Below are 17305 nucleotides of genomic sequence, written 5' to 3' on the forward strand. Positions count from 1 at the left end.
GCAGGAACGACGGTGGCGGAACGGAGCACGGCTGCCGTCGACGTGGCCGACAACAGCGGAGATGAACCGCTGACCGCCGAGGCGGGCAAGGCCACGTCCGACGGGGTGGGAACCGAAACGAAAGCCGAAAAGGCAGCGCAGGCCGCGGGCACCGACACCAAGGGCGCCGCGGCCGATACGAGCGCCCCCGAGCTGCACAGCGGCCACAAGCTGGCCAGACGCTACCGCCTGGAGGAATGCGTCACCCGTCTGGACGGATTCAGCAGCTGGCGTGCCGTGGACGAGAAACTCCGCCGCGCTGTCGGAGTCCATGTGCTGCCGGCCGACCATCCGCGGGCCCGGCCGGTGCTGGCCGCCGCCCGTTCGGCGGCGCTGCTCGGCGACCCACGCTTCGTCCAAGTCCTCGACGCCGTCGAGGAGAACGACCTCGTCTACGTGGTCCACGAGTGGCTGCCCGACGCCACCGAACTCACCGCCGTACTCGCCTCCGGGCCGCTCGAGCCGCATGACGCCTACCAGCTCGTCAGCCAGGTGTCCCAGGCCATGGCCGCGGCCCACCGCGAAGGCCTCGCGCATCTGCGGCTGAACCCGGGCTCCGTGCTGCGCACCGAGTCGGGCCAGTACCGCATTCGCGGCCTCGCCGTCATGGCCGCCCTGCGCGGCATCAGCTCCGACCACCCGCAGCGCACCGACACCGAAGCCATCGGCGCGCTGCTGTACGCCGCCCTGACCCAGCGCTGGCCGTACGAGAGAGACGCCTACGGCCTGTCCGGGCTGCCCAAGGGCGTCGGCCTGATCGCGCCCGACCAGGTCCGCGCGGGGGTCCACCGTGGCCTGTCCGAGCTGGCGATGCGCGCGCTCGTCAACGACGGTGCCACCGCCTCCCGGCAGGACCAGCCCTGCACCACCCCCGAAGAGCTCTCCAAGGCCGTCGCCGCCATGCCGCGGATCCGCCCGCCGGAGCCCACCTTCACTGCTCCGGACGCCTTTCAGCGCACCACCTACCAGCAGGGCGTCTACGGCCGGCCCCCGCACCACGGCCGGCCGTCCCTCGCCACCGGCCCGGCCGTCCCCGTGCCGCCTCCGCCCCCGCTGCAGAGCCGCACCGGCAAGGCCCTCAAGTGGACCGTCTCGGCCCTGCTGATCGCGGCCCTCGGCCTCGGCAGCTGGCAGCTCGCGGACACCCTCCTCAAGGAGGAGAAGAAGTCGCCTCCGAGCCGGTCCCAGCCGAAGGGGAACGACGACAAGCCCACCAAGTCGGCCAGCAAGCCGATCAAGATCGTGAACGCCAAGGAGTTGTTCGTCCCGGGCAGCGATCCGCAGAACCCCGCCCAGGTCGGGCACACCTACGACGGGGATTCCTCGACGTCCTGGCGCACCAACAGTTTCAAAGACGGTCCGACGTTTGCCCCGACCGTCAAGAAGGGAGTCGGGATCATCTATGACCTCGGCTCCAAGCGGACCCTGAGCGGTGTCTCCCTCGGGCTGCAGTACGGAGGCTCGTACACCCAGGTCTCGCTGTACGCCACGGATTCCCTCGAGCCGTCCGTCTCGGCATCCGACCCCGTCGCTTCGTTCCAAAAGCTTCACTCGGCCAAGATCACAAGTAAGTCTGCCGAGTTGAAGATCAAGAGCAAGGTGAAGTCCCGCTACGTCCTCGTCTGGCTGACCGCGCTTCCCTACTCCGACCCGGAACCCAACTACGACAACCCCTACAAGCAGGCCATCACGGACGTGAAGTTCACCGGCTGAGTCAGCCGGACGGGGAGGGGCTCCAGGGTGGACAACGCCAGATTCGGCGACACGAGCGACGGCGAGCTCCTCAAGCGCCATGTCGCCGGCGACCCGGATGCCTTCGGTGAACTCGTGCGGCGCCACCGCGACAGACTCTGGGCGGTGGCGCTGCGCACCCTCGGCGACCGCGAGGAGGCCGCCGACGCGGTCCAGGACGCGCTCGTATCCGCCTACCGGGCCGCTCACACCTTCCGGGGCCAGTCGGCCGTCACGACCTGGCTCCACCGCATCACGGTGAACGCCTGCCTGGACCGGGCCCGCAAGGCCGCCTCCCGTCGTACCTCCCCCGTCGCCGAAACGGAGCGGCTCGAGCAGCTTCTGGAGCCTCACGAGTCGGCCGCCGCACCCGCGGAGCGCGGAGACCTCCACCGCGAGCTGCTCCGCGCGCTCCGCACCCTGCCCCCCGAGCAGCGGGCGGCGCTCGTACTCGTCGATATGCAGGGCTACCCCGTGGCCGAAGCCGCGAGAATCCTGGAGGTCCCCACCGGCACGGTCAAAAGCCGCTGCGCCCGGGGACGCGCACGCCTGCTGCCCATGCTGACCCATCTCCATCCGAACGGGAGGGGTAGCGACTCGCCGAGCGGGGCAAGGAACCGGACGCAGGGGACATCCGTCCCACCGACGGCAGGACCGAACGACACAGATGCCGTGAAGGGCGGAGGTGGCCGAGCGTGACATCGTCGACCGACACGGACGAGCACCCGGAGGTCACGGAGATCTCCGCACTCGCCGAGGGGCTGCTGCCCCCCGACCGCACCGCCGATGTGCGCGGCCACCTCGCCGCCTGTGAGCTGTGCGCCGACGTACAAGCCTCCCTGGACGAGATCCGGTCGCTGCTGGGTACTCTCCCGGGCCCGGTGCAGATGCCCGCCGATATCGCGGGGCGTATCGACGCGGCGCTCGCCGCAGAAGCCCTCCTCGATGCGACCACCCCGGATGACTGCGTCGATGTTTCACGTGAAACTTCGACCCTCGGCTCCTCGGCCGAAGCGGCTCCGAGCGTTTCACGTGAAACATCGGAGCCGACCCGCCCCCGGAAGACGAGCGCTGACTCGACACCCGTCTCATCCGGCGCTGCCGAGCGACCGGCGGGGCGTCCGCGAGCCACCACCGGACCGGGCCGTACGAAGTCCCGGCCCGACACCCGGCGCACGCAGCCCCGGCGCTGGCCCAGGGTCGTCCTCGGCTCCGCCTGCGCGGCTGCCGTGATCGGTCTCGGCACCTTCCTCATGCAGTCGGGCTCCACCGCCGGCAACGATGCGGGCAGCACACAGGCGTCGGACAGGCAGCCCTCGTCCACTACGGAAACGCTCTCCGCGGCGACCCTCCAGGCCCGGGTGCATGCCCTCCTCGCCGACCAGAAGACCTCGACCGCCTCTGGCGATGTGCGGGCGCAGGACACCCCGGACATGCCGTTGCGCGCCGAGGACCCCCCGGTGCCCAGCTGTGTGCAGGCCGGCACCGGCCGCTCGGAGACTCCACTTGCCGCGCAGGAGGACACCTACGCAGGCAAGGACGTCTATCTTGTGGTGCTGCCGCACGAAGCCGACAACAAGCTTGTCGACGCCTTCGTGATCGAATCGGCGTGCGTCGCACAGTCACCGTCGAATGCCGGGACCCGCCTCGTGGCCCGCACCTACCCGCGAGACTGAAGCGAGCGGCACACGGCACACGGAAGGCCGCCTGACGCCACCCGGGAATGCGCGACCCGTAGGATCCGTTGGGTGGGGTGGCAGCGGTTTTCCGGGGGACTCCGGACGTCGCCGCCCTCAGTCAGTACTCGGCACTCGGCAGAGACAAGGAAGACATCCGTGAGCGACGTCCGCAACGTGATCATCATCGGTTCCGGGCCCGCGGGCTATACGGCCGCGCTCTACACCGCCCGGGCTTCCTTGAAGCCGCTGGTCTTCGAAGGCTCCGTGACCGCCGGTGGTGCCCTGATGAACACCACCGACGTGGAGAACTTCCCCGGCTTCCGTGACGGGATCATGGGCCCCGACCTGATGGACAACATGCGGGCCCAGGCGGAGCGCTTCGGCGCCGAGCTGGTCCCGGACGATGTTGTGTCGGTCGACCTCACCGAGGACATCAAGACCGTCACCGACTCCGCCGGTACGGTCCATCGGGCCAAGACGGTCATCGTCACCACCGGCTCACAGCACCGCAAGCTGGGCCTGGCCCATGAGGACGAGCTCTCCGGTCGTGGCGTCTCCTGGTGTGCCACCTGCGACGGGTTCTTCTTCAAGGACCAGGACATCGCCGTCATCGGTGGTGGCGACACCGCGATGGAGGAAGCGACCTTCCTCTCCCGCTTCGCGAAGTCGGTCACCGTGGTCCACCGCCGTGACACGTTGCGGGCCAGCAAGGCGATGCAGGAGCGCGCCTTCGCCGACCCCAAGATCTCCTTCATCTGGGACAGCGAGGTCACCGAGATCCGCGGGGACAACAAGCTCTCCGGGCTGACCCTGCGGGACGTCAAGACCGGCGAGACCTCCGAGCTGCCGGTCACCGGGCTGTTCATCGCCATCGGTCACGACCCGCGCACCGAGCTCTTCAAGGGCCAGCTCGACCTGGACGACGAGGGCTACCTGAAGGTCGCGTCGCCCTCGACCCGGACCAACCTGCCCGGTGTCTTCGCCGCGGGCGATGTCGTGGACCACACCTACCGTCAGGCGATCAGCGCGTCCGGCACGGGCTGCTCCGCCGCGCTGGACGCAGAGCGGCACCTCGCCGCTCTCGCCGACGCCGCGAACGCCACCGCCTGACCCCACCTACCCTCTCTGCACCAAACCGATAAAGGAGATGAACCATGGCCGGTGCCACGGTGACCGTCACAGACGCCGACTTCGAGGAGACCGTCCTCAAGAGCGACAAGCCGGTGCTCGTCGACTTCTGGGCCGCGTGGTGCGGTCCCTGCCGCCAGATCGCTCCGTCCCTGGAGGCCATCGCGGCTGAGCACGGCGACAAGATCATCATCGCCAAGCTCAACATCGACGAGAACCCGACGACCGCCGCGAAGTACGGCGTGATGTCGATCCCGACGCTGAACGTCTACCAGGGCGGCGAGGTCGCCAAGACCATCGTCGGCGCCAAGCCCAAGGCCGCCATCGAGCGCGACCTGGCCGACTTCATCGGCTGACCCCATCAGCCATCGCTCCATCACGAAGGGGCTGCCCCGCTTGGGGCAGCCCCTTCGTGTTTCACGTGAAACCACGGCCCGTACGCACCGGCCTTCACACGCACCGACGTCGTACGCACCGCCTCGTACGCACAGCCCTACAGCGGCCGGAGCGCCGGCTCCTTCTGGACCGCACCGAGCAGCCGGTCCAGCGCCAGCTCGACGTCCTCCTTCCAGGAGATCGTCGTCCGCAGCTCCAGCCTCAACCGCGGATACCGCGGATGCGGCCGCACCGTCTTGAAGCCCACGGCGAGCAAATGGTCCGCGGGCAGCACACAGGCCGGTTCCTTCCAGGTGGCGTCCCCGAAGGCCTCGATCGCCTTGAAGCCGCGTCGTATCAGATCCTTGGCCACCGTCTGCACCATCACCCGGCCCAGCCCCTGCCCCTGGTACCCGGGCATCAGCCAGGCCGTCATCAGCTGCACGGCGTCCGCCGCGACGGGGCTCGTCGGAAAGGCCGTGGATCGCGGCACATACGCCGGGGGCGCGTAGAGCACAAAGCCCACCGGCACATCGTCCACATAGACCACCCGGCCGCAGGAGCCCCACTCCAGCAGAACAGCCGAGATCCAGGCTTCCTTCTCCAGCTCCGGACGTCCGGCCCTTACCGCGGCTTCGCCGCTGACCGGGTCGAGCTCCCAGAAGACACAGGCGCGACAGCGCTTGGGGATGTCCGGGAGGTTGTCCAGCGTGAGCGGTACGAGCCGACGCCCCATGAAGCCAGTCCCTCACTTCCGTCGCCGGCCGCGCTCCGAGCGGCCGCCAGCGCACTACGCCCCCTGAGCAGACTGCCGACGAATCCGCCGACGGCCCCCAGACCCAATCCCGTTGCCAGCAGCCCCGTGCGACTCACCGATCGCACAGCCTTGGCCTCCGCATAAGACGCCTCCACATGGATCCGCCCTACCTGTTCGCATCGTATCCGCGCCGAGATTGCGCCGATACCGCCCTAGAGCAAAGAGCGGGCCGTGTTCCGACCCCGCCGGAATACGACCCGCCCCGCTCTGCCCGTAAGACCGGTGTCCTACTCTTCCTCTTCCGTTGCTTCCGAGAGTCGCTGCTCCAGAACCGGCCCCTCGCCCGGGGCGAGCGTGCCGAGGATGCGCTCCAGATCGTCCATCGAGGCGAACTCGACGACGATCTTCCCCTTCTTCTGACCGAGGTCCACCTTCACCCGGGTCTCAAAGCGGTCGGAGAGCCTTGAGGCGAGATCCGTGAGTGCGGGGGAGATCTTCGTGCCCGCGCGCGGCCCTTTCGCCTTCGTCTTGCTCCCAGACCGTGAGCCCATCAGGGTCACGATCTCTTCGACCGACCGGACCGAGAGCCCTTCGGCGACGATCCGGTACGCCAGCCGGTCCTGCTCCTCCGGGTCATCGACGCCGAGCAACGCACGGGCGTGGCCCGCGGAGAGCACACCCGCCGCGACCCGGCTCTGCACCTTGGGAGACAACTTCAGCAGCCGGAGCGTATTGGAGACCTGGGGGCGGGAACGCCCGATACGGTCCGCCAGCTCGTCATGCGTGCAGTCGAAGTCCTTCAGCAGCTGGTCGTAGGCGAACGCCTCTTCCAAGGGGTTGAGCTGTGCGCGATGCAGATTCTCCAGCAGCGCGTCCAGCAGAAGCTTCTCGTCCTCGGTCGCCCTGACGATCGCCGGAATCTTCTCCAGCCCCGCCTCCCGGCAGGCCCGCCAGCGACGCTCGCCCATGATGAGCTCATAGCGCTCAGGAGCCAACTGCCTGACGACGATGGGCTGGAGAAGCCCGACCTCCTGAATCGAGGTGACCAGTTCGGCAAGAGCGTCCTCGTCGAACACCTCACGCGGCTGCCGCGGGTTGGGGGTGATGAAGTCCAGCGGCAGCTCGGCGAAGTGTGCTCCGGCCACCTCCTCCACGACAGGCGGAAGGACCTCCTCCTGCTGCTGTTGCGGGACGGCCTCGGTCTCCAGTGGCAGGCCATGGGACGGCAGCGAGGTCACCTTGGCCGCCGCCACGCCACGCTCCTGTGTCAGCACCGGGACCGCCGACGGCGAGGTGGAGACCCCGGTCGCCGTGATCGGTCCCACCGCCGACGCCGGCCCGGAGCCATCCGTCCCCTTCGGCGCGGGAGGGATCAGAGCCCCGAGCCCACGGCCCAGTCCTCTGCGTCGCTCACTCACTGAATCCCCTCCTGCATGCTGCTGTGCCGGTCGTGCAAGCTGATCTCTGGGACGGTATGTGCCCGCTGGGCGTCATAGTGGACGTTGGCTCCTCTGAGCGCGATCTCTCGGGCCGCTTCGAGATAGGACAGCGCTCCGCTGGACCCCGGGTCATAGGTGAGGACCGTCTGCCCATAGCTGGGAGCCTCGGAGATGCGCACCGATCTGGGGATGCTCGTCCGCAGCACCTCATGACCGAAGTGACTGCGGACCTCATCGGCGACCTGCGACGCCAGCCTGGTCCGGCCGTCGTACATCGTGAGCAGGATCGTCGAGACATGGAGCTTGGGGTTGAGATGCCCCCGCACCAGGTCGACGTTGCGCAGCAGCTGCCCCAGCCCCTCCAGGGCGTAGTACTCGCACTGGATCGGGATCAGGACCTCGGCCCCGGCGACGAGCGCGTTGACCGTCAGCAGGCCCAGCGACGGGGGGCAGTCGATGAGGATGTAGTCCAGTGGCTGCTCATAGGCCAGGATGGCCCGCTCCAGCCGACTCTCCCGCGCCACGAGCGAGACCAGTTCGATCTCCGCACCTGCCAGATCGATCGTGGCCGGGGCACAGAACAGCCCCTCCACATCGGGAACGGGCTGCACCACATCGGACAGGGGCTTGCTGTCCACCAGCACGTCATAGATCGACGGCACCTCGGCGTGGTGATCGATTCCCAGCGCCGTTGAGGCATTGCCCTGCGGATCGAGGTCGATGACCAGCACCCGGCCGCCATGGAGGGCCAGAGAAGCGGCCAGATTGACCGTGGTGGTGGTCTTGCCGACCCCGCCCTTCTGGTTGGCGACCACGATCACCCGGGTCTGTTCCGGCCTGGGCAGTCCCTCGCCCGCGCGGCCCAGGGCTTGGACCGCCAGTTCGGCGGCACGGCCAATGGGGGTGTCGTCCATCGGGGGCGGTGTTTCACGTGAAACATCCTCCCCCGCCGATTCAGTACGGGGACCGGGGACCGGATCGGTCATCGGCCCCGCGATGTTGGCGTCGGACCGCAAGGATTCACTCTCCTCGGCATCAGGCTCGCGATGAACAGAGCCTGCCATGCTTTTGGGGTTGTGAACCAGCGAGGCCCGTTCTCCTGTGGATGAATCCACATCCCGTCGGGGCCGACGGTCGCGCGGCAGAGCGGCCGCGCGCCCACGACTGATGATTCCATGCAACAAGGAGCGACGTTTCACGTGAAACACGATGCACGGACAGTCTCACCGATTCGTTACGACACTCCGCTATGCGTAGTTTTGGAAGCTTGTATGGAGTAGCCGAGCCCGCCCTATGGAGCAATGATGGCTCCAGGGAAGATCCTGGACGGGCTTCGGCCCCTCAGCGGCGACGCCGGGGACCCTTGCGAGCCGCCTTGGCTCGCTTGGCGGCGAAACGCACACCCCCAGGGCTCTCCCCGACCTCGACCCGCACCACGGTGGAGAGCGGATCGACGATCCCCTCCCCGACATGGAGGACCGAGGTCCCGACCACCCCGAGCTTGCTCAGCGCGGCGCGGGCGTGCTTCAGCTCCTCCTCCGCCGTGTCGCCCTTGAGCAGCAGCATCTCTCCGTACGGGCGCAGCAGCGGCACCCCCCAGCCGGCCAGCCGGTCCAGCGGGGCCACGGCGCGCGCCGTCACCACATGCATCGGAGGCAGCTTCCCCAGGACCTCCTCGGCCCGGCCCCGCACCACCGTCACATGCTCAAGACCCAGCAGCTCGACCACTTCCTGGAGGAAGTTCGTACGGCGCAGCAGCGGCTCCAGCAGCGTGATCCGCAGATCCGGACGGGTCAGGGCCAGCGGGATACCGGGCAGCCCGGCCCCCGAGCCCACATCGCATACGGTGACGCCCTCGGGCACCACCTCGGAGAGCACCGCGCAGTTCAGCAGATGGCGCTCCCACAGCCGCGGCACCTCGCGAGGCCCGATCAGACCACGGGTCACCCCGACATCGGCGAGCAGTTCGGCGTACCGGACGGCCTCCAAGAAGCGCTCACCGAATACCTCCCGCGCCTCCTCGGGGGCCGGGGGGAGCTCCGCTGCTTCCGTCACGGGGACCGTCCTTCCATACCGAACACTGTGGTGAACGCTGATGCTGCGAGGGCTGACAGCTGATGCAAGGCTGACAAGATTCGGCCCCGTCTGCGAGCAGACGGGGCCGTGTGGATCATGAGGCTGGACCGGTTCAGACCGGAAGCACGACCACGCGACGCTGGGGCTCCTCGCCCTCCGATTCGCTGCGCAGTCCGGCGGCGGCCACCGCGTCGTGCACGACCTTTCGCTCGAACGGCGTCATCGGCTTCAGCTTCACCGGCTCACCGGTGCCCTTGGCCTCCTCCGCGGCCTTGGTGCCCAGCTCGGTGAGCTCGGCGCGCTTACGGGCCCGGTACCCGGCGATGTCGAGCATCAGCCGGCTGCGATCGCCGGTCTCCCGGTGCACCGCGAGCCGGGTCAGCTCCTGGAGGGCCTCCAGCACCTCACCGTCCCGGCCCACCAGCTTCTGCAGGTCACGACTGGTCGAATCACTGATGATCGACACCGCGGCACGGTCGGCCTCGACGTCCATGTCGATGTCACCGTCGAGGTCCGCGATGTCCAGCAGCCCCTCGAGGTAGTCGGCCGCGATCTCCCCCTCCTGCTCGAGGCGGGTCAGGGTGTCGACACCCTCGGCAGCCGGGGTGGTGCCTTCCGTCACGGATGGACTCCTTCTTACTTCTTGGACGGGTGCTTGGGGCGCTGCTGGCCCTTGCGCTGCCCGGACTTGGCGGTGCGGGAGGAGCCGGAAGCCGAGCCGCCGGCCGGCTTACCGCCCTGCGCGCCCTTCTTCTGCGCCGCGCTGGGCTGCTGCTTCTCCGAGCCCGACTCCTCCGAGTCGGACTTGTCCAGCGAGGTCTTGGCGACCTGCGGCTGGGACTGCGCCCTGGCGTGGCCCGTGGCGCCCGACTGCCGCCGCGACTTGCTCTGCCGCTTGGGCTGCTGCCGGTTCGCGCGAGCCGTCTCGGCCGCCTGCTTGGCCTCGACCTCGGCCGGCTCCTCCTTGATCTTCCCCTGCGCCCGCAGCCGCTCCTGGCGTGCCTTGAAGGCGACGCTGCCGGGGGTCGGGTTACGGCGGATGACGAACATCTGCTGACCCATGGTCCACACGTTGGTGGTCAGCCAGTAGACGAGGACACCGACGGGGAAGTTGATACCGAAGACGGCGAACATGATCGGGAAGACGTACATCAGCATCTTCTGCTGCTGCATGAACGGCGTCTTCACCGTCAGGTCGACGTTCTTGGTCATCAGCTGGCGCTGGGTGAAGAACTGCGACGCCGACATCAGGACGATCATGACGATCGTCACGACCCGGACGTCCGTCAGCGAGGCGCCGAGAGACTCGACCTTCGAGGCGGACGACATGAACTTCACGGACAGCGGAGCACCGAAGATATGCGCCGAGCGGGCGCTGTCCAGCAGCGACTGGTCGATGAAACCGACCGTGCGGTTGTTCGCGATGTGGTTCAGGACCTGGTACAGCGAGATGAAGAACGGCGACTGCGCCAGAATCGGGAGACAGCTCGAGAGCGGGTTGGTACCCGTCTCCTTGTAGAGCTTCATCATCTCTTCGGACTGGCGCTGCCGGTCGCTCTTGTAGCGCTCCTGGATCGCCTTCATCTTCGGCTGGAGCGCCTGCATGTTCCGCGTCGCCTTGATCTGCTTCACGAAGAGCGGGATCAGGCAGATACGGATCAGTACCACCAGCGAAACGATGGACAGACCCCACGCCCAGCCACTGTCCCGGTCGAAGATGAGGCTGTAGAACGCGTGGAACTGGACGATGATCCAGGAAACTACGTCATAAAGAGGACCGAGGATCGTGTCCACGAATCAGGCTCCTTGGGCGTTGGGCTGGGTCTCGGGCTGTGGGGCAGGCTCCCCGGCGGAGTGCCCGCCGAGGCGGTTGCGCAGCCGCTGGTGCCAGACCGGGCGCTTCCGGGGAGGAACGTGGTCGACGCCACCGAGCGACCACGGGTTGCAGCGCAGGATGCGCCACGCCGTCAGCGCCGTTCCTTTCACCGCGCCGTGCCGGTCTATGGCCGTGTAGCCGTAGTGTGAGCACGACGGGTAGTACTTGCAGACCGGTCCCAGCATCGGGCTGATGGTCCACTGGTACAGCTTGATCAACCACAGCAGCGGGTACTTCATCGCGGCACCCCTCCCAGTAGCCGCCGCACTGCGGTGTCGAGGTCACGGGCCAGCTGGTCGTGGCCCGCTTCGCCCGCACCGGGCAGCGCCCGTACGACCACAAGGCTACCTGCGGGAAAAAGTTCGAGGCGGTCGCGCATGAGATGGCGCAGCCTCCGCTTCACCAGGTTGCGTACGACGGCACCGCCGACCGCCTTGCTTACGACGAAACCCGCACGCGCAGGGGGAGCACTCTCCCCAGGTGCGTGCGGGTCCGTTTCACCGCTGGCAAGGCCGCTGCGATAGTGCACGACGAGGAGCGGGCGTCCGGCCCGGCGCCCTCGGCGTACCGCGGCTGCAAAGTCCTCGCGCCGCCTCAGCCGTTTTTCGGTAGGCAGCACGTCATGGACCTTGGGTCAGGCTGCTCAGGCCGACAGACGGCCGCGACCCTTGCTACGGCGGGACGCGAGAATCGCGCGGCCGGCACGGGTACGCATACGCAGCCGGAAGCCGTGGGTCTTCGCGCGGCGGCGGTTGTTCGGCTGGAAGGTGCGCTTGCTCACTCGGGGGCTCCAGAAATGAATCGGGTGGTGGCGGGACATCGCCTGGCTGTCACCGTGCGCCCACGAGTAGCTCGCAATACGCCCGAGTGCACCGCTTCATAATCGCCGGACCTGGGGTCCGCGACCCTTGCCCATCGGAGGCAGGCGGCAGCAGCCATCGACAACTCGACCTCGTTACGGTACGCGCGATTACGCCATCCGGTCAAACCGGCGCCGCCCGGTGGCGCGGCCGGGTGGCGCCCCGCGAAGATGCGGCCCCCTTGTGCCCGGGGGCAGGGGAACGCGGGGCGACATCGCATGGCACATTTGTACACACCCTGTGGACAACGACTTGAACCGCACACCCCGGCCTGACTACCGTGGCTGGGCTCCGATTCCTTCCCGCCCGTCCCGAGAACCGCATATTCGTGGGACCTGTCGGCGTCCCCCCACCCAGCGAGTGAGAGAGCGTGCCCTGTGGCTGACGTACCTGCCGATCTTGCCGCAGTGTGGCCACGTGTGCTCGAGCGGCTGCTCGGAGAAGGCGCGGGCCAGGGCGGACAAGGTGTCGAGGCCAAGGACGAACATTGGATCAAGCGGTGCCAGCCGCTCGCCCTCGTCGCCGATACCGCGCTGCTGGCCGTGCCCAATGAATTCGCCAAGGGCGTGCTGGAGGGCCGGCTGGCCCCGATCGTCAGCGAAACGCTCAGCCGCGAGTGCGGCCGTCCGATCCGGATCGCGATCACCGTCGACGACTCCGCCGGCGAGCCGATGGTCCCGCAGCAGCCACAGCGCGACACCTACGAAAGCCGCGACACCCGCGAGAGTCGGGACTCTTACGAGAATCGTGACTCGTATGAGAGTCGCGACGCCCACGAGGGCTACGACAACCGCGACAGCTATGGCAGCCGGGACGGATACGGCCGTCCGGCGGGCGATGAGCTGCCGACGGCCCGCCCCGCCTACCCCGGCTATGACCAGCACCGGCCCGAGCCCGGTGCCTGGCCCCGGCCGCGCGACGACTACGGCTGGCAGCAGCCCCGGCTCGGCGGCTTCCCCGAGGGCGACCCGTACGCCACCCAGCGTCCCCAGCCCGGCTATGACCAGCAGCTCTACGATCAGCAGCCGCACTCGGGCTACCGGGGCGCGGGCGCGGAGCGGCCTGGACCTGGTCCGGGGCCAGGCCCGGGGCCGGATCGGTCGCCGTACGAGCAGCCGCGCCGGGAGCTCCCCGACCCGCTGGATCGTTCCCGCGGCGGCCCGCCCGTGCTGCCCTCGCAGACCGGTGCCCCCGGCCCGCTCGCCGCGCAGCCGGCGCCCGCGCCCGGCCCCGGTGAGCCGACCGCGCGCCTGAACCCGAAGTACCTCTTCGACACGTTCGTCATCGGCGCGTCCAACCGCTTCGCGCACGCCGCGGCGGTCGCGGTCGCCGAGGCGCCCGCCAAGGCGTACAACCCCTTGTTCATCTACGGGGAGTCCGGGCTCGGCAAGACCCACCTGCTGCATGCGATCGGGCACTACGCGCGCAGCCTCTACCCGGGGACGCGGGTGCGCTATGTGAGCTCCGAGGAGTTCACCAACGAGTTCATCAACTCCATCCGCGACGGCAAGGCGGACGCGTTCCGCCGGCGCTACCGCGACATGGACATCCTTCTGGTCGACGACATCCAGTTCCTCGCGAGCAAGGAGTCGACGCAGGAGGAGTTCTTCCACACCTTCAACACGCTCCACAACGCGAACAAGCAGATCGTGCTGTCCTCCGACCGGCCGCCCAAACAGCTGGTGACCCTGGAGGACCGGCTCCGCAACCGCTTCGAATGGGGCCTGATCACCGATGTGCAGCCGCCGGAGCTGGAGACGCGGATCGCGATCCTGCGCAAGAAGGCGGTGCAGGAGCAGCTGAACGCGCCGCCGGAGGTGCTGGAGTTCATCGCTTCCCGTATCTCGCGCAATATCCGCGAGCTGGAGGGGGCGCTGATCCGGGTCACGGCCTTCGCCAGCCTGAACCGCCAGCCGGTGGACCTCGGCCTGACCGAGATCGTGCTGAAGGACCTGATCCCCGGCGGCGAGGACTCGGCCCCGGAGATCACCGCCACCGCGATCATGGCCGCGACCGCCGACTACTTCGGGCATACGGTCGACGATCTGTGCGGCGCCTCGCGCAGCCGGGTGCTGGTCACCGCGCGGCAGATCGCGATGTATCTGTGCCGTGAGCTGACCGATCTGTCGCTGCCCAAGATCGGGGCGCAGTTCGGCGGCCGGGACCATACGACCGTCATGCACGCCGACCGCAAGATCCGGGCGCTGATGGCCGAGCGGCGCTCCATCTACAACCAGGTCACCGAGCTGACCAACCGCATCAAGAACGGCTGACGCGGCGCACGGCGCGGCTCTCGCGCCGGATTCCGCCCAGGGCGCTTGGGGAGGAGCGACTCCCGCAAGCGCCCTTCGTCGTTTCCGGGCCCGTTTCGTCGCTCCGGAACCGCCCCGACCGGGCTCCGCTCCGCCCGCCGACCGCCCCGGCGGGGCCGTCCCCGCCCCGGCGACGCCTCCACGACGCGGACGGCCTGTTCGATTCCATGCCCTCGGAGGCCGCTTCTCCACAGGTCAGCGGCCAATCCACCATCCACACCCTGGGGATGTCCCGGCTGTCCAGACTGTGTCCACAGGGGCGGCCGCCGACGGGACATCGGAGGAGGTCAGGGGGGTGTGGAATTGTGACAATCGACAGTCCACAGACTGTGGACGACGGAGTTACCCACAGGGCGGTCTCCGCGTTGTCCACCGCCCGCCCACAGCGAAGGCCCCGTCACCCACAGCTTCTCCACACCCTCATCCACTGTTCGGCAAGGAAACGGGCGTTGTCACCGAGACGAGTGAAAGGCGTCACACCAGCGAGCCGGGTTGGGCTGTGGGGAAGGTGGGTAAACCTGGGGACACAGCTGGGGAGAACCGGGGCTCGCCTGTGCATCGGGTGTGCAGAACTCGGCGGCATCCACAGCAGAGCCTGTTTTTCCACCGCCGTCGCCCACAGGCCCGGTGGATAAAAAACTGATGCTGACCTGCGAGAAGGCAGTTGTCCACGGTTTCCACAGGCCCTACTACTACGACCACTTAGTTAGAGCGAGAAATTCGTTTCGAAGTGGGGCCTGTGCACAACCGGGCTCCGAGCCGCCCGACACCTCGGGCGCCGATTTGACCCCGAGCCGCACCGACTGTCGGCGGCGTACGTCAGACTGGTCTCCGGCGATTGCGCCGACGACGAAGGCCAGCAGGGCGAGCCAGCAACAGCAGGAGGCGGTTCCGGTGAAGATCCGGGTGGAGCGCGATGTACTCGCGGAGGCAGTGGCCTGGGCGGCCCGCAGCCTTCCGGCCCGTCCGCCGGTGCCCGTCCTCGCGGGGCTGCTGCTGAAGGCGGAAGAGAGCACCCTCAGCCTCTCCGGCTTCGACTACGAGGTCTCGGCCCGGGTGTCGGTGGAAGCCGATGTGGAGGACGACGGCACGGTCCTGGTCTCCGGCCGCCTCCTCGCCGACATCTGCCGCGCCCTCCCCAACCGCCCTGTGGAGATCTCCACCGACGGTGTGCGGGTGACCGTCGTCTGCGGCTCGTCGCGATTCACACTCCACACCCTGCCTGTGGAGGAGTACCCCACCCTGCCGCAGATGCCGACGGCGACCGGCACCGTGCCCGGCGATGTCTTCGCCTCCGCCGCTGCCCAGGTGGCCATCGCAGCCGGCCGCGACGACACCCTGCCGGTGCTCACCGGTGTGCGCATCGAGATCGAGGGCGACACGGTCACGCTGGCCTCCACCGACCGCTACCGCTTCGCGGTCCGCGAGTTCATGTGGAAGCCCGAGACGCCCGACATCTCCGCCGTCGCGCTGGTGCCCGCCAAGACGCTCCTGGACACCGCCAAGTCGCTGACCAGCGGTGACACCGTGGCCCTCGCCCTGTCCGGCTCGGGTGCCGGAGAGGGCCTGATCGGCTTCGAGGGCGCCGGGCGCCGCACCACGACCCGGCTGCTCGAAGGCGATCTCCCCAAGTACCGCACGCTTTTCCCGACCGAGTTCAACTCCGTCGCGGTGATCGAGACCGCTCCGTTCGTGGAGGCGGTCAAGCGCGTTGCCCTGGTCGCCGAGCGCAACACCCCGGTCCGGCTCACCTTCGAGCAGGGCGTGCTGATTCTGGAGGCCGGGTCGAGCGACGACGCACAGGCTGTGGAGCGTGTAGACGCCCAGCTCGAAGGCGACGACATCTCGATCGCCTTCAACCCGACCTTCCTGCTGGACGGGCTGAGCGCGATCGATTCCCCGGTCGCCCAGCTGTCGTTCACCACCTCGACCAAGCCCGCTCTGCTCAGTGGCAAGCCGGCCATGGACGCCGAGGCGGACGAGGCGTACAAGTATCTGATCATGCCGGTGCGGCTCAGCGGATGAGCGGGTGTGGCCCACAGTTGAGCGACAACCCCTGGGCGTAGGCTCGGACTCAGGTGCGAAACGCAATGACTACGGCATAAAGGATCACTGATGGAGCTCGGTCTCGTCGGTCTCGGCAAGATGGGCGGCAATATGCGCGAGCGCATTCGCCGCGCAGGTCACACCGTCATCGGGTACGACCGAAACCCGGACGTCGCCGACGTCCACAGCCTGGGCGACCTTGTGGACAAGCTCAAGGGACCGCGGGTGGTGTGGATCATGGTGCCGGCCGGTATCGCGACCCAGACCACCATCGAGGAGCTGGCCGAGCTGCTGTCGCCGGGCGACATCGTGGTCGACGGTGGCAACTCCCGCTGGACCGACGACGAGCGCCACGCCGAGCAGCTGAACGCCAAGGGCATCGGCTTTGTCGACTGCGGCGTCTCCGGCGGCGTCTGGGGCCTGGAGAACGGCTATGCGTTGATGTATGGCGGCGCGGCCGAGCATGTGGCGCGGGTCCAGCCGATCTTCGATGCGCTCAAGCCCGAGGGTGACTTCGGCTCGGTCCACGCCGGGCGGGTCGGCGCCGGTCATTTCGCGAAGATGGTCCACAACGGCATCGAGTACGCGATGATGCAGGCCTACGCCGAGGGCTGGGAGCTGTTGGAGGCCGTGGACTCGGTCACCGACGTCCGCGAGGTCTTCCGCTCCTGGCAGGAGGGCACCGTCATCCGCTCCTGGCTGCTTGACCTCGCGGTCAACGCCCTGGACGACGACGAGCACCTGGAGAAGCTGCGGGGCTACGCGGAGGACTCCGGCGAGGGCCGCTGGACCGTCGAGGCGGCCATCGACAACGCCGTGCCACTGCCCGCCATCACGGCCTCGCTCTTCGCCCGGTTCGCGTCCCGCCAGGACGACTCCCCGCAGATGAAGATGATCGCCGCACTGCGCAACCAGTTCGGCGGCCACGCGGTCGAGAACAAGAAGTAACCAGCCCCCGTAAGGGAGCCGCCGGGGGAGGTCGGCGCG

Annotated in this window: 17 protein-coding genes; 8 read left to right on the forward strand and 9 right to left on the reverse strand. The window is 68.4% G+C overall.

What is annotated here, in order from left to right; genetic code table 11:
• Positions 1–12 precede the first annotated feature (12 nt).
• The 5 genes from ACWDSL_RS05830 (at position 13) to trxA (ending at position 4933) form a co-directional block, all read left to right on the forward strand.
• Positions 13–1752, forward strand: coding sequence for a protein kinase family protein (locus ACWDSL_RS05830; protein WP_450482091.1), 1740 nt, complete (start codon positions 13–15; stop codon positions 1750–1752).
• Positions 1753–1779: 27 nt separating this feature from the next.
• A complete protein-coding gene (sigM, locus tag ACWDSL_RS05835; protein WP_450482092.1) occupies positions 1780–2469 on the forward strand; it encodes an RNA polymerase sigma factor SigM in 690 nt (229 codons plus the stop codon).
• Positions 2466–3446, forward strand: coding sequence for an anti-sigma factor family protein (locus ACWDSL_RS05840; RefSeq protein WP_450482094.1), 981 nt, complete (start codon positions 2466–2468; stop codon positions 3444–3446). The genes sigM and ACWDSL_RS05840 overlap by 4 nt, the downstream gene beginning before the upstream one ends.
• 159 nt (positions 3447–3605) lie before the next feature.
• Positions 3606–4559, forward strand: coding sequence for a thioredoxin-disulfide reductase (gene trxB / locus ACWDSL_RS05845; RefSeq protein ID WP_450482096.1), 954 nt, complete (start codon positions 3606–3608; stop codon positions 4557–4559).
• 44 nt (positions 4560–4603) lie between these two features.
• Positions 4604–4933: a thioredoxin gene (trxA, locus tag ACWDSL_RS05850; protein ID WP_014177959.1), complete on the forward strand. Its 330-nt coding sequence runs from the start codon at positions 4604–4606 to the stop codon at positions 4931–4933.
• 137 nt (positions 4934–5070) lie between these two features.
• On the opposite strand, the gene ACWDSL_RS05855 is transcribed toward trxA, so the two are convergent.
• The 9 genes from ACWDSL_RS05855 to rpmH all read right to left on the reverse strand — a co-directional run bounded on the left by ACWDSL_RS05855 (position 5071) and on the right by rpmH (position 11881).
• On the reverse strand, positions 5071–5688 hold the full coding sequence (locus ACWDSL_RS05855; RefSeq protein ID WP_055545947.1) for a GNAT family N-acetyltransferase: 618 nt from the start codon (positions 5686–5688) through the stop codon (positions 5071–5073).
• Between the two features lie 308 nt (positions 5689–5996).
• A complete protein-coding gene (locus ACWDSL_RS05860) occupies positions 5997–7127 on the reverse strand; it encodes a ParB/RepB/Spo0J family partition protein (protein WP_450482099.1) in 1131 nt (376 codons plus the stop codon).
• Positions 7124–8212 carry a ParA family protein gene (locus tag ACWDSL_RS05865; protein ID WP_450482101.1) on the reverse strand — a complete coding sequence of 363 codons (1089 nt, stop codon included), beginning with the start codon at positions 8210–8212 and terminating at the stop codon, positions 7124–7126. The genes ACWDSL_RS05860 and ACWDSL_RS05865 overlap by 4 nt, the downstream gene beginning before the upstream one ends.
• Before the next feature lie 277 nt (positions 8213–8489).
• Entirely contained in the window at positions 8490–9203 is a 714-nt protein-coding gene (gene rsmG, locus ACWDSL_RS05870; RefSeq protein ID WP_089507407.1) for a 16S rRNA (guanine(527)-N(7))-methyltransferase RsmG, read from the reverse strand.
• Between the two features lie 133 nt (positions 9204–9336).
• A complete protein-coding gene (locus ACWDSL_RS05875; RefSeq protein ID WP_014177964.1) occupies positions 9337–9846 on the reverse strand; it encodes a Jag family protein in 510 nt (169 codons plus the stop codon).
• 14 nt (positions 9847–9860) lie between these two features.
• Entirely contained in the window at positions 9861–11018 is a 1158-nt protein-coding gene (yidC, locus tag ACWDSL_RS05880; RefSeq protein WP_450482104.1) for a membrane protein insertase YidC, read from the reverse strand.
• Positions 11019–11021: 3 nt separating this feature from the next.
• The gene (gene yidD, locus ACWDSL_RS05885; RefSeq protein WP_089507409.1) at positions 11022–11339 is read right to left on the reverse strand and encodes a membrane protein insertion efficiency factor YidD; all 318 of its coding nucleotides are present in this window, start codon (positions 11337–11339) and stop codon (positions 11022–11024) included.
• Positions 11336–11719 carry a ribonuclease P protein component gene (gene rnpA, locus ACWDSL_RS05890; RefSeq protein ID WP_089507410.1) on the reverse strand — a complete coding sequence of 128 codons (384 nt, stop codon included), beginning with the start codon at positions 11717–11719 and terminating at the stop codon, positions 11336–11338. The genes yidD and rnpA overlap by 4 nt, the downstream gene beginning before the upstream one ends.
• A gap of 24 nt (positions 11720–11743) precedes the next feature.
• Positions 11744–11881, reverse strand: coding sequence for a 50S ribosomal protein L34 (gene rpmH / locus ACWDSL_RS05895; RefSeq protein ID WP_009716483.1), 138 nt, complete (start codon positions 11879–11881; stop codon positions 11744–11746).
• A 456-nt stretch (positions 11882–12337) separates the two neighbouring features.
• On the opposite strand from rpmH, the gene dnaA reads away from it, so the two are divergent.
• The 3 genes from dnaA (at position 12338) to gnd (ending at position 17266) form a co-directional block, all read left to right on the forward strand.
• Positions 12338–14233 carry a chromosomal replication initiator protein DnaA gene (gene dnaA, locus ACWDSL_RS05900; RefSeq protein WP_450482107.1) on the forward strand — a complete coding sequence of 632 codons (1896 nt, stop codon included), beginning with the start codon at positions 12338–12340 and terminating at the stop codon, positions 14231–14233.
• 933 nt (positions 14234–15166) lie between these two features.
• Complete coding sequence (dnaN, locus tag ACWDSL_RS05905; RefSeq protein ID WP_450482109.1) at positions 15167–16297, forward strand: DNA polymerase III subunit beta; 1131 nt, start codon at positions 15167–15169, stop codon at positions 16295–16297.
• Positions 16298–16387: 90 nt separating this feature from the next.
• Positions 16388–17266: a phosphogluconate dehydrogenase (NAD(+)-dependent, decarboxylating) gene (gene gnd / locus ACWDSL_RS05910; protein ID WP_450482111.1), complete on the forward strand. Its 879-nt coding sequence runs from the start codon at positions 16388–16390 to the stop codon at positions 17264–17266.
• The last annotated feature ends 39 nt before the right edge of the window (positions 17267–17305 follow it).

The organism is Streptomyces sp. NPDC000941 (assembly GCF_053599555.1).